Origin of the sequence: Brevibacillus ruminantium, assembly GCF_023746555.1 — a bacterium.
Taxonomy (GTDB): Bacteria; Bacillota; Bacilli; order Brevibacillales; family Brevibacillaceae; genus Brevibacillus; species Brevibacillus ruminantium.
In genome coordinates this window covers 3,720,947-3,739,899 of the sequence record NZ_CP098755.1, presented here as the reverse complement: position 1 = coordinate 3,739,899, position 18,953 = coordinate 3,720,947, and the positions used below count along the sequence as shown (strand labels likewise).

Here is an 18,953-nt window from a genome sequence, read left to right as displayed (position 1 = left end):
TCCTTGGTATCATCATAAGAAGAAGAGAATAGAACAGATGCGATCAAATAGAACAGATGCAGACCAGTTCGTCTATGATAAGGAAAAGGGGGGCATCAAGATGGAAAGAGTAAACGGGGGAGGAACACAGGTCAAGGCATTATCCGAGCACGTATATGACTACATCTGGACCAGGATCCAGCGGGGAGAGTGGAGGGAGCATGAAAAGATTCCGTCGATCCGCTTGCTCGCATCCGAGCTGAATGTTCACCGGTTGACCGTTTTCAAGGCCTACCAACGGCTAAAAGAAGATAAAAAGGTGTATGTCAAAGATAAATCCGGCTATTACGTCCATCCCGGCGGACTTTTGCCATTTGATGACCTGGATTCTCCGATTGTCTCCTCCTATGTGCAGAAAAGTCATTTGTCAGAAATCCATCGCGTGCCGGCAACCTATCAGTTTTCTTATGCGCTGATCGACCCCAATTTGCTGCCGAACCGCTATTTTTCAGAGTATGTGAAAGAGATTTTTGATTTGTACCCCAAGGTTTTGAGCACTTATTCCACCGTGCAGGGGGACGAAGAGCTTCGGCATGTCTTGGCCCGCCACTTTGCCCATCAGCATCATTTTCACGTGGGAGCAGATGACATCCTCATCACCTCAGGCTCGCAGCAGGCGATTGATTTACTGGCTCGCCTGCTGATTCAGCCGATGGATGCGGTGCTGATAGAGAGACCCACATACAGTGCAGCCATAGACATTTTCAGGCAGCAGGGTGCAAAGCTGCTGCCCGTAGATATTCATCCGAATGGCTACGATTTGGAGCAGGTAGAGTCGTACATGATCCAACACAAGCCGCGTTTATTTTACCTCAATCCCACCTTTCACAATCCGACAGGCTACACCATTCCGGCAAAACAGCGAAAGCAGCTGGTCGAGCTGGCGGAGCGTCATCGCTGCTTCTTGCTTGAAGACGATACGTTTCATGATATCTACTTTGATCGGGAGCCGCCTCTGCCGCTGTTTTCGTACAGTACAGAAGGCTACGTCGTATATATCCGCAGCTTCAGCAAATACGTGGCCCCAGGTTTGCGAATCGCGGCTGTTTGTCTGCGGCCCGCGTTGATGAAGCATCTGTTTACCCTGAAAGCTTTATCGGATAACGGCAGTCCTCTGCTCAATCAAAAGATATTTCTGCATTACTTTTCCTCTGCTCGGCTTCAGCAGCATCTGGAAAAACTGCGGATCGCGTTGAATGTAAGAAAATCCATCATGGAAGAGGAGCTATCGCTTACAGATTGGACCTGGAGCAGTCCTGCAGGCGGATTAAATCTCTGGGTCAAGCTCCCGCCGTCCGTCCCGATGGATGAGCTGCTGGCCAAAAGCATCGAGAAATCGATTTCATTCGTTCCTGGCTCCATCTGTGACCCATTGAAAGAAAAGAAGGCGTGGATGCGTCTGAGCTATTCCTATATTAATGAAAAACAGCTTCGCGAAGGGGTGAGGCAGTTGATCCAGTTGTCCCGCGAATTGAATCATGCCCACACCCATTTCTGAAGAAAAAACGACTCCGCCAGTGCTTTGGCGGGGTCGTTCACTTGCTGGAAGCGAAAGGGTGATGCTTTTATTCCTTCAACAAAGTCCAATACTCATAGGAATGGATGGCTACTCCGGCGAATGAAGTTCGCTTGGAAAAAAGCTGATGCAGTTTGCTCAGTTCTTCTTCCATCCTGGCGCGGCCTTCTTCGTAAAAGGTGACGAAATCACCTTCATTGCTCGCTTTGGTCTCCACTGCGATCACGACCTGTTTGCCCAGCCGCTCAGCAAAGTCCAGCTCTTCCGGGACGAGCGCCGAGATGCTGTTTGGCCCTTCTGCACGGTCTCGATAGGCCATCACTGTGACGTGACCATGCCGGGAGATCAGCCGCTCGGTAACGGAGACAGCGGAATCGTCCGGAAGAGGGTACTTGTCCAGCCAGAATGGAATATCACATCCGATATGAAGCGAGGGTTGCTGTTCTTGAATCAGGTTCACGTAGGCATCTACGTTGTCCATCCACTGGCGGATCACGGCAGCCTGATCCGTCTTCCATTCGGGCAACGTATAGGGTTCGATGTCAAAATGGATACCCGTAATGGCCGCATCCGTATCCACCGTTTGATTGTAGCGGATCACCCAGTTTGCAAAGTCCAGCATTTCTGCGCGGTTTTGCGACAAACCCCAGCTTGATTTGCCCGACAATGCGTGGACTTCAATCCCTGCCGCGCGGGCTTTTTTGATAAAGGATTGGTAATAGGCCGGTCGCAGCGAGGTATCAATTTTCAGATAGAGAAGATTGACCTTTTGTTCAGCGGCAAACGCGAGAATTTGCTCGGGCTGCGAGGCGGTCTGGTAGGTTTGCCACAGCCAGGTGGCTCGGATCGGCTTTTCTGCAGAAGAGAAGCCGGTCAACAAAAAAGCAGGTAAGATCAGCAAAAAAAGGACAGTACGCGGAAAAAGCTTCATGTTGAATTCCTCCTGATGTCATTGAGCTATGCTCCCAAAAGCACTCAATAATGGTATTCCTTACTCATATCGGCAGGCTGGAGAAACTTGATAAGCAGGGATCACGCGAGTTTGCAAAAAGGGGTAAAAGTGTCTAGGTCCAAGCGGAATGCCATAGGGAACCATGGGGCGAACTGTGATTCCTTTTCAGGTGAGTAGGATTTCCGTATCATTGTTTTGATGAGCAAAGGAAACACTAACCAGTAAGCTAACGCTGCCATAAAAGAATGGGAGGTACATTCGATGAAGACGAAAACCGTCGCAAATGATGTAGAAATCGCTTATCTGGACAGCGGTGCAGGGGAAGCTGTCTGCTTGGTCCACGGATTCTGCGGAAGCTCTGCTTATTGGCAGAAAATTCTTCCGCAGTTGGAGAAAAGCCATCGTGTCATTGCTCCCGATCTGCGTGGTCACGGAAATAGCTCGGTCCCGTCCGAATCATTTACCGTTGAAAAAATGGCGGGGGATCTGGCGCATTTGCTCGACCAAACGGGAATAGAAAAAATCACGCTGCTGGGACACTCTCTGGGCGGTTACGTAGCGCTTGCCTTTGCTGAGCTTTTCCCGGAAAGAGTAAAAGCGATTGGACTCATCCACTCCACTGCCTATCCCGATGACGAGCAGGCGAAGGCAAACCGGACAAAAGGAATGGACAACATCCAGCGCAACGGGGTGGAGCCGTTTATCAAAGCATTGATCCCCAAGCTTTTTGCTCCCGAGAGTGCAACTCTTATCCCGGCTGAGTGGAACCTGGCCAGAGAGATTGGACTACAGACGCCGGCGGAAGGGGCTATCCGAACCCTGGAGGCGATGAGAGACAGACCGGATCGCAGGGAGATTCTCGCCTCGCTTCCCTGCCCGCTGCTGCTCGTAGCAGGAAAAAATGATCAGATCATCGCCCCTGAGAAAACCTTTACTGTGAAAGGGCCACGCGTCCACCAGGTATTGCTGGAGGGAGCCGGGCACATGGGTATGCTGGAGACCCCGGATGAACTAGCGCAAGAGATGCTGTCTTTCCTCTCCAAAATCTAGCAGGATATCGCCCCATTCCACAGAAATATTTGCTATAATTGGAGAGGCATTGTTCATATCTATATACATAATGGGAGGAGAAACGTGAAATGAAAAAAACACGTCGTATTACCCTGTCCGCTTTGGCAGCCGCAATCTGTTCGGCGCTGATGGCCGGATCCGTCTTTGCAGCCCCGCTGCATCCTGTTCAGCATGTAGACTGGATGGTAAAGAAGTCGATCGTAACCCCGGGTGCAAACGGTGATCTCGCTCTGGATCGCAATGTGACCTTGGCTGAAGCCGTCGTTGTATTTGCCAAATTGAGCGACACCAAAATTGCTGCACCGACAGACAAAGGTTCGCACTGGTCCGCTCCATACCTGGCATGGGCAAAAACCAAGGATGCGGTGACCCAGGATGACTTTAAAAACCCGACACAAACGCTCTCTTCGGCAAAACTGACCGAACTGGCAAAAAAACTGGGCTTTGAAGTGAAGCTGGAAAACAAAGCGCAGGTAACCCGTGGAGATTTCTTCCAGGCTCTTGGAGATGCTGCGACGACGCATGTCACGATCGCCCATACCAATGATACGCACGGCCATATTACCGAAGATAAAAACCAGAAGGAGTTTGGCTTTGCCAAAATCGCTAGCTTGCTGAAAGAGTGGCGTGAGGAGAACGAGAACTTCCTTTTGCTGGATGCAGGCGATACCTTCCAGGGCACAGTCTATGTCAACCAATTCCAGGGAGAATCGATTGTTCCGATTCTGAACTACTTCAACTATAACGTAATGGCTGCGGGCAACCACGAGTTTGACTTCGGCTATGAGCAGCTCTTGAAGCTGCGCGACATGCTGAAGCATCCGGTCATCTCGGCAAACGTTTTCAAAGCGGACGGCAAAGAATTGCTGGTGCCTACCTTTGAAGCAGAAATCGGAGGCAAAAAGTTCGCTTTCGTCGGGTTTGTAGCTGAAGATACACCGATTCTGACTCACCCGAACAATGTAAAAGGACTTACTTTTAAGAATCCGGTTGAAGTGGCTAAGGTTGTTGTTCCTGAGCTGAAGAAAAAAGCGGATCATGTCATTGTCGTTTCCCACATCGGTGTAGAGGTAGACCGTGAAATCGCCAAAAACGTACCGGGTATCGACCTGATCGTCGGCGGTCACTCCCACACGCCACTAAAAGAACCTGAGCTGGTGAACGGCACGTACATCGTTCAAGACTGGGAGTACGGAAAGTCCCTGGGGCGTGCTGATCTCTATTACCTGGGCAAAGAACTGGTTGCTTTCAGCGGCGGTCTGAAAGAGTACGATGAATCCGTACAAGCTGATCCTGAAGTAGAAAAAATGGTTCAGGAAATCGTGGCCAAAATTGATGAAGTGATGAATGTCGTTATCGCCAAGTCCGAAGTAGACCTGGACGGCGACAGAACGCTGGTTCGCAAAAAGGAGACCAATGTAGGGAACCTGATTGCCGACATCATGCTGGAGCGCACCAAATCGATCAAAGGTCATGAAGCGGACGTAGCCTTGACCAATGCGGGCGGAATTCGCACTCAGCTCAAAGCAGGCGACATTACGAAAAAGGATCTGTACACCCTGCTTCCGTTCCCGAACACCTTGGTTGTGATTGAAGTGACAGGAGAAGAACTGCGTCAGGCACTGGAAGATGGCGTAAGCAAAGTGGAAAGCGGCGAGGGACGCTTCCCGCAAATCAGCGGTATGTCTTTTACGTACAATCCGAGCAAACCTGCTGGTGAGCGCGTAGTCGAAGTAAAAGTAGGCGGCCAAGCTCTTGATCTGAAGAAAACCTACAAAGTGGCAACCAACGACTTCCTGGCAACAGGCGGCGACGGCTACGTAACCTTCCAAAAACCTGCATTCAATACAGGTCTGACCTTCTACAGCCTCGTTGAAGAGGAACTGATCAAACGGAAAACGATCAATCCAAAAGTAGAGGGACGCATTGTCGAAGTGAACGAATAGAAACAATCGGAATACAATAGCAGCGAGCCCTTTTCCCGAAGGTTGGGAAAAGGGCTTTTTTCACGGTAAGCGGCCTAATTCAGACGAAGAATTATAATTTTTTGTAAAGTACCTTGCATTGTATAATAGCTATTTGGTAATATCACACAAGGTGATGCTCAGTGAACGTTCAATTTAAAAAGGGCGTATTGGAACTTTGTGTACTGGTGCTTGTTGCCCAGGAAGACAGATATGGTTACGAACTGGTGGCCATCATCTCAGAGAAATTCCACATCGCAGAAGGAACCGTTTATCCCCTGCTTCGCAGGTTGACCATCGAAGGCTTTTTTACCACCTATTTGGCTGAGTCGCCTGAAGGTCCACCGCGCAAGTACTACCAACTCACGGAAAAAGGGCGCACGTATATGAATGATCTCGTGATGGAATGGCGAATTTTTACCCGCGGGGTCAACCAGATCATTGAGGAGGGAATCGGTCTATGAATAGACGCGAGTTTATAGATGAACTAAACGCGCTTCTTCGTGACTTGCCTGACAAGGAACGCTTGGATATTGTCGCAGATTATACCGAGCATTTTTTGATCGGGGTGGAAAGGGGAAAGAGTGAAGAGGAGATCGCAGAAAGTCTGGGCAGCCCCAAAGCACTCGCGCGTGAGATATTGGCAGGTTACCGCATCCATCAAGCACAATCCAACGCATCAGTAGGCAATATAACCCGAGCGGTGTTGGCAACCGTCAGTTTGGGCTTTTTTAACCTTGTGTTTGTCCTCGGCCCGTTTATTGGAATGATTGGCGCGCTCTTTGCTTTTTTTGTGGCGGCCATTACGTTGTTTTTCGCACCGCTTGTCTTTTTCCTGCAGTACGGTATTCCGAATGTGTCGCATGATCGGATGATGATGTTATTCGCCTCAATGGCCTCCTGCGGTCTGGGCGGCATGCTTGCGATTGGTCTGGCTCGTCTCAGCAGGTGGCTCTATCGTCAATTTTTGCGTTATTTGCAATTTAATGTACGCATGATTAGGGGGAAGTAACATGAAACGTCTGGTAAACGGCGTATTTGGTTTTTTCGCTCTTCTCTTTCTGATTGGAGTGATCGGACTCATCTGGCAATACAATCAAACTCATGATATGAAGCTGCTGACAGAAAGTGTCGATGAAAAACGTACGATCGAAAAACCAATTACCGGGCTAGAGGTAGATACGGACACGGCAGATGTCGTTTTGTCGACGGGCAATCAGCCAGAGGCAAGCATTCGCCTGATCGGCGATATTAATACGAAACAAAAAGACAGGCTGGAATTTTTGACGGAAGTGACACCTGAGGGCATCCTGCAAGTGAAGCTGCGGGAACACAATGGCGTCCAAATCGGGTTCTTCCTGCCTGTTTCGAGAAAACTGGAGCTGCAGGTGATGGTCCCAGAAGCGGTCTACGAAAAAATCATGGTGACAAGTGCGACAGGCGATTTTCGCATCAGCAGTCTGCAAGCAAAAGAGGCAAGGATGCGGACGAGTACCGGCGATATTGTACTGGCTGGTTTCGTTGGGGATAGCCTGGAAATAAAAACAGATACGGGAAACATGGATATCGCGTCCGCACAGGGGAAGATCGACATTACCAGCGTGACGGGTGATATCAAGCGATTGGTGCTTGAAGAAATGAAACAGGATGTGAATGTCAGCACGAATACGGGCGACATCAAATTGACGATTCGGAATCTTCCTTCTGAGGCTCAAGTCAGTCTTTTTTCCGATACCGGCGATTTGGAAGTGGATTGGCCGCAGTTGACCATTACGGATAAAGGAAAGCACAAACTGACCGGGGCAGCAGGGACGGGCGGACCCAACCTGAAGGTTCGCAGCACTACCGGTGATATCAGGATTCGTCAATGAATTTTTTGGAAAGACTGGTACGAGAAGCTGGCAGGCAGAAACCATAACGATTTTGACACAATCATAGCATTTTTTGTCGATTGCCGGGTGGTATCATAGGGTTAATGATTATTATCGTGTAAAGCGAGGTTTATTCATGACTGTAAAATCGTTTAACGATACGTTTTTGAAAGCTTGTCGAAAGGAGCCCACGGACCACGTGCCTGTATGGTACATGCGTCAGGCTGGACGCTACCAGCCAGAATACCGTGCTATCCGTGCCAAGCACACGTTTTTTGAAATGAACTACATACCGGAAGTATGCGCAGAGGTGACCCGTCTTCCTGTGGAGCAGCTGGGTGTGGACGCGGCTATTCTTTTTGCTGATATTATGACTCCGCTAAAGCCCATTGGTGTAGATGTCAACATCGAATCTGGCATCGGACCTGTGATCGCAAACCCGGTCCAATCCATGGATGATGTCAATCGTCTAGGGGATTTGGACCCGGACGCACATGTTCCTTACATTATGGAAGCGATTAAAATCTTGCGTCAGCAGCTGTCTGTGCCGCTGATCGGCTTTGCAGGAGCACCGTTTACATTGGCCAGCTATATCATTGAAGGCGGTCCGTCCAAGCACTACCACAAGACCAAAGCGTTCATGTACACGCAGCCAGAAGCCTGGAACAAGCTGATGGAGAAGCTGGGTACGCTAACGATCACCTATCTCAAGGCGCAAATCGCGGCAGGGGCGCAAGCCGTTCAAGTCTTTGACTCCTGGGTAGGCGCACTGAATGACGAAGACTATCGGACTTATATCACTCCTGTCATGGAGCGGATTTTGCTGGCTCTGCGCGATACCGATGTCCCCACAATCTACTTTGGTGTAGGCTGCGGCCATCTGCTGGAAGAGTGGAACAAGCTCCCTGTCGATGTCGTTGGACTCGACTGGCGCACGTCCATCACCTCGGCTCGCGAGCAGGGCGTAACGAAGACGCTGCAGGGCAATCTGGACCCAACCCTGCTTTTGGCCCCATGGGAAAAACTGGAGAGCAAAGCGAAAGAAATTCTCGATGAAGGTACCAAGCAGCCAGGCTTCATTTTCAACCTGGGTCATGGCGTATTCCCGGATGCCAAGGTGGAAACTCTGCAAAAACTGACCAGCTATATCCACAGCTATCGTCGAGACGCGTAACGCGGAGGTGCGATTATGTCCAAGCAAAAAATCGGTTTGCTTTTGATGGCGTATGGAACGCCGCGCAGCAAAGAGGAGATCGAACCCTACTATACTCATATTCGTCGCGGTCGAAAGCCCTCGCAGGAGCTGCTGGATGACCTGACTGCCCGTTATGAGGCAGTGGGTGGCGTGAACCGCTTCGCAGAAATTACGGACGAGCAGGTTAGTCAGCTCGTTCAGGAAATGAACCGGCGCCACCCCGATAAAGAATTCGTCGGTTATCTCGGGCTCAAGCATATCGCCCCATTTGTGGAGGATGCTGTCGAAGCGATGCATCGCGACGGGATCAAAGAGGCCATCAGCCTCGTGCTCGCGCCCCACTACTCCAGCTTCAGCGTCAAGGAATACAACGGACGGGCAAGGGAGCATGCCGAGAGCATCGGCGGACCGGTGATTCATTCTGTGGAAAGCTGGTACAAAGAGCCCGGTTTTATCTCCTACTGGAGTGATGCGCTGCAAACAACCTTTGCTTCTATGCCAGAATCACAGCGCGAGAAAGCAGTGGTGATCTTTTCTGCTCACAGCTTGCCTGAAAAAATTCTCATATCCGGCGATCCGTACCCTGAGCAGTTGGAAGAGACAGCCAGACTGATAGCGGATCAAGCGAGGATTGCTCATTATGCGATCGGCTGGCAAAGTGCAGGCAACACGCCCGAGCCGTGGCTTGGGCCGGATGTTCAGGACTTGACTAGAGAGTTGCATGAGAAGCATGGCTACGAGACCTTTGTCTACTGCCCGGTGGGCTTTGTGGCAGAACATCTGGAAGTTTTGTATGACAATGATTTTGAATGCAAAGTAGTGACGGATGAACTGAGAGCCAATTACTACCGGCCGCCGATGCCGAACGCCAAACCGGCCTTTATTTCCTGTCTGGCGGATGTCGTCGGAAACAAATTGCCGAATTTGGGGAAATAACTATGAGCGACATACAACCGCATGTAACGATTGTGGGCGGTGGCATGACCGGACTGACCGCTGCCTATTACCTGCAAAAATGGTCGAAAGAGAAGGGGCAGCAGTTCCGCTTCACCTTGCTGGAAGCAAGCGACAAAATCGGAGGCAAGGTACAGACCTGGCGGCATGAAGGGTTTACGATTGAGCTGGGAGCAGACTCCTTTTTGGAACGCAAAACCAGCGCTGTCGAGCTGATCAAGGATGTCGGCTTAGGGGATCGGTTGGTCAACAACGAGGCAGGACAGGCTTACATTATGCATAAAGACCGCTTGTACTCCGTGCCAGAGGGCGCAGTGATGGGAGTCCCCACACAATTGATGCCCTTTGTGAAGACACCGCTCATCTCTCCGATGGGTAAGCTGCGTGCAGCCGCAGATCTGTTCCTACCAGGTGCACAGGGCGGAGAAGATGAGTCTGTCGGAAACTTCTTCCGCAGACGGCTCGGGGATGAAGTGATCGAAAATATTATCGAGCCCTTGATCTCCGGCGTCTATGGGGGCAACATTGATAAATTGAGCCTCTTGTCCACGTTTCCGCAGTACGCCCAAATGGAGAAGCAAAGCCGCAGTTTGATCCTGGCCATGAAGAATTCACGCCAGCAGCAAAGGAAGCAGCCAGCCGAACCGCAAAAGAAAAAGGGCATGTTCATGACGTTGACGAGCGGCCTGCAGTCATTGGCTGAGCGGCTGGAGGAATTGCTACCCGCAGATGCTGTGCGCAAAAATACTTCTGTGAACCGACTGATCAAGAAAACCGATGGGTACACCCTGGAATTGGCGAATGGGGAAAAGCTGGAAACAGACGCCGTTATTTTGGCGATTCCTCACCACCTTGCTCAGGAGGTTGTCAAGGATCAGGTAGCGATTCCGCCACTAAGCGGCGCCAAACCGACAATCATGGCGACAGTCGCGCTTGCCTATCCGGAAGAAGGGGTTCGCTTGGACCGGGAAGGGACGGGATTTGTCGTCCCTCGCAAGGAGAACTGCACGATCACGGCATGCACCTGGACGCAGCGCAAATGGCCGCATACCACTCCAAAAGGGAAGGCTTTGGTGCGCTGTTATGTGGGCAAGCCAGGGCATGAGGAAATTGTGGAGCGGTCAGATGAAGAGATCGTTCGCATCGTGATCCGTGATCTTCAGAAAGTGATGAAAATTGATGATCAACCGGAGTTTTATCGCGTAACCCGCTGGAATCGCGGTTTGCCGTACCTGGTTGGTCACCGGCAATGGCTGAAGGATACCACAGCCCGGATGAAGGAACAGCTTCCAGGGGTGTGGCTGACAGGCGGCTCCTACGGTGGAGTCGGTGTGCCTGACTGTATCGACCAAGCAAAAGAAACGATTCAGGAATTATTTGACTTTTGGATGAAAAAGTCAGGGAGCTAATCCCTGGCTTTTTTTGTACTTTCAGAAAGTATAATTTCGCTAACGCGATAGAGGGTGAAAGGATAAGTGCAACTAAGGTCACGCCAAAAGCTTGGCGTTGCCAAGTTTTCTAATACTGCTGAAGACCTGGCGGGAACTTCTGGTGCTAAAAGGCTCGTCAAACCCATATAGTGTAGGGAAATGTCCTGCACTTGAAAGGGGGATCACGCATGACGATACAAGATGGACAGCTTTCGTTTGCCATCAAGGAAACCATTTTCCTCTCATCCGATAAAGCGGGTATTGATGAATGGAAGGAGCTGGAATTGGTTCCTGACGTCGAGGTGCTGGAGACAGATTCAGCGATCTCGATCACGGGTTGCCTGCAGCTTTTGGGAAAATACAAACCGGTCAAGGAGGTCTCAGATTCTTCGGAGACCAGCTCGGAAACCTTGGTCGAAGCGGTCACGTTTTCACCCTTTCGTCCAGGAGGCAGTGAAGAGCACCTCTACCAGCAGGAGGAAGAGCTCAGTCATCGGATACCGCTCAATATCACGATTCCGCTCAACCGAATCGCGGACATCGAAGATATTTACGCAGTGATCGACAGCCTGGATTATCAGCTTCAATCTAGCCACCAACTGCTCATCGAAGCAGACTTGATTATCGCCGGGATTAGAATTGCGGACAACCACCATACCGCTGATGCAGAACCAGCGAGCTTCAGTGAGCAAGCGGAAAATGAGGGGGCCAATAAACAGGAATCCGATCCGGACGAGTGGGAATTTGCTCATGAAGCACAAACACAGACGGAAGCGCTGGTTCAGCCAATTTCCTTGGAAGAAATTGAGAAGAAGCTGGCTGAGCTGGAGAGCGAGATGACACGCCAAATCCAGCAAGAACCAGATCAGAAGCCGGCACAGGAGGCTGCGCAGCTATTGCGCGAAGGGTCGGAAAGTCCGTCGGGGTTTGCGGCCATGTTTGACACTTTTGGCTCCAAGCCAATAGCCAGCCAGCCAGCCCACCATGATTACAGTGGCTTCGGGGATGTAACAGATGAGGTCTATCTGGAAGAGCAGCCAGTCATCTCTCATGATGAATCAGAGCAGATGATGGAAGAAGTATCGTGGAAAGAAGAACAGCATTCGCTGTTTGAAGGCTACTTCCCGGAAAGTGAAGCGAAGGCGAAGCTCGATGTCGAAAAGAATTTGGCTGCTTCGAATCAGGAACAGCCAGCGTCTGCCAAAGTGGGAGAGTCATCCCAATGGGAACAGCCGGAGTCTTCCAAAGGGGAAGAGTCTCCCCAATGGGAACAGCCAGTATCTGCCAGAGTGGAAGAGTCTCCTCAATGGGAACAGCCAGTGTCTGGCAAAGGGGAAGAGTCTTCGCAATCGGAGCAACCAGTGTCTGCCAAAGTGGAAGAGTCTCCTCAATCGGAACAACCCGTGTTTTCCCCAGTAAAAGTGTCTTCCCAAGTCAAGGAATCAGCATCTGTCAAAGCGGAAGAACTGCGTGATGTGGCAGTCGTCGAGTCATCCGCTGCGGGAAATGCTACACGAGAAGAAGATCAGCTAGAGGCTGTCCATGCGGATACCTCACCTGAGCCAGCAGCCTCGTCATCTGAACAGCAGGCAGCGGAACCTGTAAGTGAACCTGCGGTTGATTTGGCCGCGGTAGAAGCCACTGCAGAGGTGACGGAGTCAGCCTCTGTACAAACAGAGGAAGTTTCCGAGCAAACAGAAGCCACCGATGAAGCAGAAACTGGTGAGGTGGACCAAGAAGTCCTGGCAGAAGGGACAATCGAAGAGGCGGCAGAAGAGAAAGAAGTGCGCGTGGCGATTTCTGGAAAAGCTTCTCGTCAGGAAGAAGAAAAAGTCAATCTTACCTCGATTTTCTCACAAGCAACCCGGGTGAAAAAGGAAGAAAAGACCGAAGCGGAATCCTCCTCTGCATCACGAAAAGGAGGATTTGAGGCCGATAACGCCTCGATCGAGACGATGCAAAATCTCACCTCCTTTGTCCAAAGCAAAGAGGAAAAGAAAAGCCGTCTCAAGCTTTGTATTATTCAAAGGGATGAAACCCTGGAAACGATCTCGCAGCGCTATTCCTTGTCGCCGTCGCGAATCTTGGAAGTAAACAATCTGCGGTCGGATCAAATTGTTCCGGGTCAAATCATTTATATTCCACAGTAAGGAGCGGGGGCCGTGGAGAGAATCAATCTGTCCGATTTGTGTCAACGGTTTCGGGCAAGGGTAATCCACATCACTCCGCTGGACGATTGTTATCTGTTGGAGACAAACCGCGGCTCGAAAGAATTGCATGTATGGCCACGTATCGACGTGATGCGCTGGTCATTTCATTGGCGAGAGAGTATGGTTCGGCAAGGCTTTCGCGAGCTTGATCGATTTATTCGTACACGCGACTCCAAACCGTATGTGATTCTCGGCCAGCGAGGGTTTACCCTGACGGATCATCAGCGTCACATCGAGTCGGTCATTCCTTCTGTAGAAACTTCGTACGAGAGTGGTCGAATCATCTCGTTGATGCATGCCACACACCGTGACAGCGCGCTGTTCCACGCCTCTGATTACTGGGAGAGGGAGCAAACAAAAGCGGCGGGAGAACTGAAGAAGGCGCAGGATTTGCTGGGAACGCTGCGCTACCGGGGCCGCCAGTCTGTACAAATGCAAGAGACGTATCGTTGGCTGTTCCCTCCGCTTTTGGAAAGAATGGAACGTCGGGCTGAACTGTTAGGAAGCACCAGAGTCGATGAAACCAAGTTGTTTGTCACTCACGCACGATTAAGCCAAGAAAACTGGGTAACGGTTCAAAATAAACTGTACCTGCGCGGTTTGTTCAAACCGACATTATCGATCGCCCTGCGGGATGTGGCTACGTATCTGCGTGAGCTTTACCTGCGTCACGAGGATCTTGCGCAAGTCGATGCGTTTCTGGACGGATATGAAGAGAGAAGCCCTCTTGATCAAAGCGATTACACGCTAGTGCTCGCCTTTATGGCCGAACCCAAAGAGGTTTGGAATGAGATCAGATCGCATTTCAGGGAAAACGGCAAGCCGGAAGAGGAGCGATTGGCTGGAATCCAGCAGGCTGTTCAGGCACAGCAAGCCGTGGATGTCCTGATGAAGCAGATTGCCGAGCGGGCCGAGGGGATAAGGGGTGAGTCAAAATCATGAAACGCTTTGACGATATCTATCCGGTGTTTCAGGAATATGACATGTTTGCCCAGACAGTTGAGGTCATTAAAGCCCCCAATCTTTACAAAGCGATTACCCCCTACGGATCATTTGCCTGCAAAAAGACAAAAGTACCTCCTCAACGCTTGCAATTAGTCAGCGGGGTGATGCGTCACCTGGAACGAAAAGGCTGGGAGGGGGCTATTCCTTTTATTTACACCAAATACGATGAACCCTATGTATATCGCGATCAATCCACTTACTATCTGACTCCCTGGCATCAGACAGCAAGTCGAAGAGAACAACAAAAACCGATGGCGTGGGCGCAACCCGTTGTTGAGCGTTTGGCGGAGCTGCATCACTTGACACAGAATTTTCGTTTTGACGATCCGCGACAGGTTGAGCCCTTGATCGACACCATGCTAAACAGATGGCAAACGTCTCTTTCGTATGTGGATAAAGCGGCGGAGACGGCAGCCCAGCGACTCTATCCTTCCCCGTTTGATGTCGTCTTTCTGGCCAATCATGCTTTTGTCAAAGAAACGGCGGAGTCTGCGATCAAGCTCTTGCGTGATTGGCGTGAGCGGCATCGGACACACGCCCACTTTCGCCTTTCGCTGATTCATGGGGCACCCCAGCCCGCACATGTTCTGACGGACCGGAATGGCAAAGCCCGCTTGATCAATTTTGACCGTGCCGTCTTTGATACGCCTACTCGCGATTTGACCCAGTTTTACCGCACCTATTTTCACTTGGCCGGTGATGAAGCCGGGGCTAGTCAACTGTATCGGCGTTATGTGGAAATATTCCCGTTACGCTCAGAGGAGACCAACTTGCTCATCGCCTTTTTAAGCTACCCTGAGCGAATCGTGCGGGATGTGGGGCTGTATTACGGGGAAAAGAAAGAGTGGAGTGAATTGTACGCAGTCAAACGGCTGGAGAAAGATATGGATCGGCTGCTTCGCTTGAACCGCTGGATACAGCGCGCCTTTTAGACAAAAAACGTCTCACCGAGTGGGGCGTTTTTTGTTTTGGAAAAGAGGGATGCTCAGATCCAGTCCAAAGTAATGGAAACGTACAAGAGAGCCAGGAGTCCGAGCAAAATCACATCAAACGAAGTGGGGAAGATAATGGTCCGGAAGAACTGGAAAGCAATCAGCGGCAGTAGAATCTGCTTGCAGCCGTATTTAAGTCGCAAAAAAGTAGGGTGGTATTTCCACCGGGACATCACAATCACCTCATTGCAGTATATGCCATCACCTAAGGGACAGTGTCAGGATTGTGCAGAAACGCTCTGCTCGAAATCAGGGAGTTACGGTATAATGAGAAACAACGTTTGACGGCATGCTGATTTGGGAAAAAACTATAGAGGCGGGAAAGACATACGAGTACAAAAAAGGTGATCCCTAATGGTCTGGTACACAGTTCTTCACGCATGTGGGATTGGCGCGGGTGTATATATCTTGCTGCTCTCCCGTCAATTGGTATCCATCAAACGATGGTACGATATATCCTTTTTACAAGGCGCTGGATTGATTGCCTGGAGTTTTGCCCATTTGATGGGAAATCAACCGGAGTCGCTGATGCGGATTGTCAGTTCGCCATTTGATATTTTGTTTTACCTCTTTTTTCTGATGTCCTTGCATGTATTTCCACTGGCTCCACATATCTACTATGATCAGTGGAAAAGCATCCTGGACTCTTTGACGTTCCTGGCGATCTATGCAGCCACAGCTCACACGATCGTGTTGTCTCCTGAGCATAGGGTACTGATGCTTACTTTCCTTCATGTATTAACGGGAATGCTGCTGCTAGTCCCGTGGACAACCGTTTTTCTGGCCACCAGGCAGATTGCCGGAAAACAGATGGAAAATAAGACTGAGATGCTGGTATCTACGCTGCTGATCATTTTACTCGCGACGCTGGAGCCTTTTTTGCCGCCAGCTTTCCTTGCGATTGCGGGAATACCGGCGCTCATCGTGCTGATTCGCGCCCATCTCCGTTTCCCGCGCCTGCGGACAAAAGGGGAGGTCATGAACGAGCACAGCTATTTGCATGAACAGCTCCAATTCAGTATCCTGGATTCCAACGCCATGCAGGTGCTGCTCTTATTGGAAGTAGTAGCCATGTTGACCTGGACCGATTCCTTGGTCTATCTCAGTGGTATCGGAATTGCAACTGCGATTACGGTACTGAGACTGTATCTGACCAAACAAAGGAACCAGTCTCTGATACGACAGACCCTTGGAACAGCAGGCAGTCTGGAGAAAAAATTTTCGGAACAAATGGAACAGATTCAAAAAAAGAACTATCAACTCTCGCACATGCTGGGAGTGAAGCAAACCTATGAAAAGCTGTTGTTGGCAAGCAATGAACAGAGTTTGCGAGAAGTCAGTTACGAAAATTTGCAGCAAGTCATTGAAGAATTGATAGATGTCTGGTTTGCCAACATGGACAACCTGGTCTATTTGAGTCTCTCGCTGGAATCTAGGGATGGTGTCGTATACTACGAGGTGGTTCGGGGGGATGAGGAGCATTCCTATGCCAAGCGTGTTATTTCAGAGAGAATCGTAATAGATGAGCAGCAGGATTCACCGTTGGTCCCTCGCTATGTTGTGTTGATGGCCAAAAGCACAACAGAGGATGGGGAAGAATTGTTGCTGGAGCAATCCTTTTTTCAGTTGCTGACGGTCAATGTCCGGGGCTTGATCCTTCGCTGTTTACAGGAAAATCAACTGATTGAGCTGCGATTGATGGAACAGGAAATGGAGTTGGCACAGCGTATCCAGCGAATGCTGACGCCCAGTGCCAGACTTGAACTTCCGAAGCTTCAGGCGGAAGCCATTTTCCTGCCGTACACCTATATTGGGGGCGATTATGTCGATTATTTGACGCTGAATGATCGCTACACCTGTTTTGTCGTCGCCGATGTTTCTGGGCATGGTCTGCCAGCCAGTCTGATGACCACAGGCATTCGCAGTGCGCTGCGAGCCGTAATCCAGACCTGCTGGGAGCCGGATGTCATTTTGCACAGATTGAATGCGCTGCTCTATGAAGATCTGATTAAAACGAGATCCTTCATCACGATGCTCGTTGCCGTGTACGATGCCAGAGAGCATTGCTTGATGCTCAGCCGTGCCGGACATCCACAGCCCATGTATCTCACAGAGGCAGGTGCAAGTCTGTTGCCGTGCTGCGGGGGGGTGGGACTCGGACTGCTTCCGGACAGCCAGTACGAGAGAGAGACCGTTTCGTTAGTTGAAAACGGGATGTTGATTGCCTATACAGACGGTCTACTGGATATGGACAGGAAAGATTCGAATCGATACCTGCAGACATGGCTGGATTATTATTCACAGTTGATCGACTCAGGTCTCATGTCAAATGAGCATGACAGTATTGCCATCGTAGAAAACTTTATCTGGACGAAAACCAGAGAAGTCATGCAGTCCGATGATATTTCCCTGTTAATCCTGAGGTTTCAAACAGGTACGGAACAGGAGGCTGTAATCGATGATGTTGTGTGAGGAGTGTCCACAAAATCCTGCTTGCCAAAACTGCGTACATGCATTGCGGGCAGGAGTTGTCGAAAAAGTGATCCCGGCGCGAAAAGTACGTGTAAAGCTGTCTTCGGGTCAGACAGTTGTGGCAGAAATGAGAGCGATCAGTCGAACTGCGGTTGGTCTTTACTGCGCAGACCACACACTCGCTGACTCGGTTGAGGTCGAGCTGGCCAGCGATTTTCGCATCCTCGGCAGTGCTTTTCAAGGGATCCGGGATGTGCATTATTACGTTGTGGATATCACGAAAGTATTCCGCAGGGATGAGGTGCTGCAGCGATTGCTCATGGAGGAATTCCTCCAATGGCATCACAGCGGCGAGAATCTTCCCAACGAATGGCTGACTGAACTTAAAGACGTAGAAGACGAACGCCACCGCTTGATACGGGAGGAACTGCAGAAGCTTTCCATTCTAAGGCAGGTTCAATCCATTTATCTATATGTGATGGAAAATGGTGTGATCCGACCGATTGGCGCAAAGCGAACAGAGGAACCGCTGGAAGGTGATCTTGAGCGTGTAGCCTGGGAAGCAGTGAAAAAGGGCGCTTCCGTTCGCGAGCAGTTGATCTCAGGGGATGGAAGCAAGATGTACGAGCTGTACGCCTCCCCCTTGCCAGATCAGACCTGTGGACTCGCCTTGATTGACGTAACAGAAGCGATCGCTGAGGAGCGAGCACGGCAGCGTAAGGAATGGGAGCTTTACAAGCAGGTGCTGATGGCCGTTACACAAGACAAGCTCGTCTTGCTGACAGATGCAGAAATGGTGGAACTGGCCACGAGCGGGCAAAAAGTGGCGACGTTGAAAATCCGCTCAGCAGGTGAACTTTCCGGGCTGCGGTCCGTGTGCAAGCAATTCTTGTCTGATCTCGGGATCGTTGAAAGGCGAAGTCTGCAATTCCTCGTAGCCGTCAACGAAGCAGCTACCAACACCATCAAGCATGGAGCAGGGGGAACGGTTACGATTCATATCTCCCCGGAGGAAAAGGTGCTGCGCGTCATCGTACATGATCAAGGGCAGGGCATCCTTTTGGAAGAGCTTCCGCGGGCAACACTTAGACATGGTTATTCGAGCAAGCATTCTCTGGGGGCGGGATTTCATGTCATGCTGCAGTTCTCTGACCGCTTGTGCATCGGTACCTCGACTACGGGTAACAAGTTCGTACTGGAAACCGCTATTATATAATGCCGATGTTTGGAAAAAGCGGCGAGCGGGTACTTGAAAAAATGTGATCGTTGTGGATAAGGTAAG

At 50.5% G+C, this 18,953-nt stretch carries 16 protein-coding genes; 14 read left to right on the top strand and 2 right to left on the bottom strand.

Annotation, left to right across the window (positions count from 1 at the left end; genetic code table 11):
- Nucleotides 1-100 precede the first annotated feature (100 nt).
- On the top strand, nt 101-1,537 hold the full coding sequence (locus NDK47_RS18620; protein WP_251876242.1) for an aminotransferase-like domain-containing protein: 1,437 nt from the start codon (nt 101-103) through the stop codon (nt 1,535-1,537).
- 67 nt (nt 1,538-1,604) lie between these two features.
- On the opposite strand, the gene NDK47_RS18615 is transcribed toward NDK47_RS18620, so the two are convergent.
- Complete coding sequence (locus NDK47_RS18615; RefSeq protein ID WP_251871274.1) at nt 1,605-2,486, bottom strand: hypothetical protein; 882 nt, start codon at nt 2,484-2,486, stop codon at nt 1,605-1,607.
- 282 nt (nt 2,487-2,768) lie between these two features.
- Between NDK47_RS18615 and NDK47_RS18610 the strand changes: the two genes are divergently transcribed.
- The 11 genes from NDK47_RS18610 to NDK47_RS18560 all read left to right on the top strand — a co-directional run bounded on the left by NDK47_RS18610 (nt 2,769) and on the right by NDK47_RS18560 (nt 15,139).
- Nucleotides 2,769-3,557, top strand: coding sequence for an alpha/beta fold hydrolase (locus NDK47_RS18610; RefSeq protein WP_251871273.1), 789 nt, complete (start codon nt 2,769-2,771; stop codon nt 3,555-3,557).
- 89 nt (nt 3,558-3,646) lie between these two features.
- Nucleotides 3,647-5,524: a bifunctional metallophosphatase/5'-nucleotidase gene (locus tag NDK47_RS18605; RefSeq protein ID WP_251871272.1), complete on the top strand. Its 1,878-nt coding sequence runs from the start codon at nt 3,647-3,649 to the stop codon at nt 5,522-5,524.
- A 161-nt stretch (nt 5,525-5,685) separates the two neighbouring features.
- Nucleotides 5,686-6,006, top strand: coding sequence for a PadR family transcriptional regulator (locus NDK47_RS18600; RefSeq protein WP_251871271.1), 321 nt, complete (start codon nt 5,686-5,688; stop codon nt 6,004-6,006).
- Entirely contained in the window at nt 6,003-6,554 is a 552-nt protein-coding gene (locus NDK47_RS18595; protein WP_251871270.1) for an HAAS signaling domain-containing protein, read from the top strand. The genes NDK47_RS18600 and NDK47_RS18595 overlap by 4 nt, the downstream gene beginning before the upstream one ends.
- A gap of 1 nt (nt 6,555) precedes the next feature.
- Nucleotides 6,556-7,413 carry a DUF4097 family beta strand repeat-containing protein gene (locus NDK47_RS18590; protein WP_251871269.1) on the top strand — a complete coding sequence of 286 codons (858 nt, stop codon included), beginning with the start codon at nt 6,556-6,558 and terminating at the stop codon, nt 7,411-7,413.
- A 136-nt stretch (nt 7,414-7,549) separates the two neighbouring features.
- On the top strand, nt 7,550-8,587 hold the full coding sequence (hemE, locus tag NDK47_RS18585) for a uroporphyrinogen decarboxylase (RefSeq protein WP_251871268.1): 1,038 nt from the start codon (nt 7,550-7,552) through the stop codon (nt 8,585-8,587).
- A gap of 15 nt (nt 8,588-8,602) precedes the next feature.
- Complete coding sequence (gene hemH, locus NDK47_RS18580) at nt 8,603-9,544, top strand: ferrochelatase (protein WP_251871267.1); 942 nt, start codon at nt 8,603-8,605, stop codon at nt 9,542-9,544.
- Between the two features lie 2 nt (nt 9,545-9,546).
- Nucleotides 9,547-10,971: a protoporphyrinogen oxidase gene (gene hemY / locus NDK47_RS18575; RefSeq protein WP_251871266.1), complete on the top strand. Its 1,425-nt coding sequence runs from the start codon at nt 9,547-9,549 to the stop codon at nt 10,969-10,971.
- A gap of 209 nt (nt 10,972-11,180) precedes the next feature.
- Nucleotides 11,181-13,142: a LysM peptidoglycan-binding domain-containing protein gene (locus NDK47_RS18570; protein WP_251871265.1), complete on the top strand. Its 1,962-nt coding sequence runs from the start codon at nt 11,181-11,183 to the stop codon at nt 13,140-13,142.
- Between the two features lie 12 nt (nt 13,143-13,154).
- Nucleotides 13,155-14,144 (top strand): phosphotransferase, encoded by a 990-nt coding sequence (locus NDK47_RS18565; protein WP_251871264.1) that lies wholly within the window; start codon nt 13,155-13,157, stop codon nt 14,142-14,144.
- Nucleotides 14,141-15,139, top strand: coding sequence for a protein kinase family protein (locus NDK47_RS18560; protein ID WP_251871263.1), 999 nt, complete (start codon nt 14,141-14,143; stop codon nt 15,137-15,139). The genes NDK47_RS18565 and NDK47_RS18560 overlap by 4 nt, the downstream gene beginning before the upstream one ends.
- 53 nt (nt 15,140-15,192) lie before the next feature.
- Here NDK47_RS18560 and NDK47_RS18555 read toward each other — a convergent pair whose 3' ends face one another.
- Nucleotides 15,193-15,372: a hypothetical protein gene (locus NDK47_RS18555; protein WP_251871262.1), complete on the bottom strand. Its 180-nt coding sequence runs from the start codon at nt 15,370-15,372 to the stop codon at nt 15,193-15,195.
- Between the two features lie 181 nt (nt 15,373-15,553).
- Between NDK47_RS18555 and NDK47_RS18550 the strand changes: the two genes are divergently transcribed.
- Both NDK47_RS18550 and NDK47_RS18545 read left to right on the top strand, forming a co-directional pair.
- On the top strand, nt 15,554-17,671 hold the full coding sequence (locus tag NDK47_RS18550; protein WP_251871261.1) for a SpoIIE family protein phosphatase: 2,118 nt from the start codon (nt 15,554-15,556) through the stop codon (nt 17,669-17,671).
- Nucleotides 17,658-18,887, top strand: a complete 1,230-nt coding sequence (locus NDK47_RS18545; RefSeq protein ID WP_251871260.1) for an ATP-binding protein — start codon at nt 17,658-17,660, stop codon at nt 18,885-18,887. Before NDK47_RS18550 ends, NDK47_RS18545 begins: the two co-directional genes overlap by 14 nt.
- Nucleotides 18,888-18,953: the final 66 nt, after the last annotated feature.

Bases quoted from the DNA above. Each gene is read 5' to 3' on its own strand.
- NDK47_RS18620 (WP_251876242.1), top strand. From the start codon at position 101: ATGGAAAGAGTAAACGGGGGAGGAACACAGGTCAAGGCATTATCCGAG.
- NDK47_RS18615 (WP_251871274.1), bottom strand. From the start codon at position 2,486: ATGAAGCTTTTTCCGCGTACTGTCCTTTTTTTGCTGATCTTACCTGCT.
- NDK47_RS18610 (WP_251871273.1), top strand. From the start codon at position 2,769: ATGAAGACGAAAACCGTCGCAAATGATGTAGAAATCGCTTATCTGGAC.
- NDK47_RS18605 (WP_251871272.1), top strand. From the start codon at position 3,647: ATGAAAAAAACACGTCGTATTACCCTGTCCGCTTTGGCAGCCGCAATC.
- NDK47_RS18595 (WP_251871270.1), top strand. From the start codon at position 6,003: ATGAATAGACGCGAGTTTATAGATGAACTAAACGCGCTTCTTCGTGAC.
- NDK47_RS18590 (WP_251871269.1), top strand. From the start codon at position 6,556: ATGAAACGTCTGGTAAACGGCGTATTTGGTTTTTTCGCTCTTCTCTTT.
- hemE (WP_251871268.1), top strand. From the start codon at position 7,550: ATGACTGTAAAATCGTTTAACGATACGTTTTTGAAAGCTTGTCGAAAG.
- hemH (WP_251871267.1), top strand. From the start codon at position 8,603: ATGTCCAAGCAAAAAATCGGTTTGCTTTTGATGGCGTATGGAACGCCG.
- hemY (WP_251871266.1), top strand. From the start codon at position 9,547: ATGAGCGACATACAACCGCATGTAACGATTGTGGGCGGTGGCATGACC.
- NDK47_RS18570 (WP_251871265.1), top strand. From the start codon at position 11,181: ATGACGATACAAGATGGACAGCTTTCGTTTGCCATCAAGGAAACCATT.
- NDK47_RS18560 (WP_251871263.1), top strand. From the start codon at position 14,141: ATGAAACGCTTTGACGATATCTATCCGGTGTTTCAGGAATATGACATG.
- NDK47_RS18555 (WP_251871262.1), bottom strand. From the start codon at position 15,372: ATGTCCCGGTGGAAATACCACCCTACTTTTTTGCGACTTAAATACGGC.
- NDK47_RS18550 (WP_251871261.1), top strand. From the start codon at position 15,554: ATGGTCTGGTACACAGTTCTTCACGCATGTGGGATTGGCGCGGGTGTA.
- NDK47_RS18545 (WP_251871260.1), top strand. From the start codon at position 17,658: ATGATGTTGTGTGAGGAGTGTCCACAAAATCCTGCTTGCCAAAACTGC.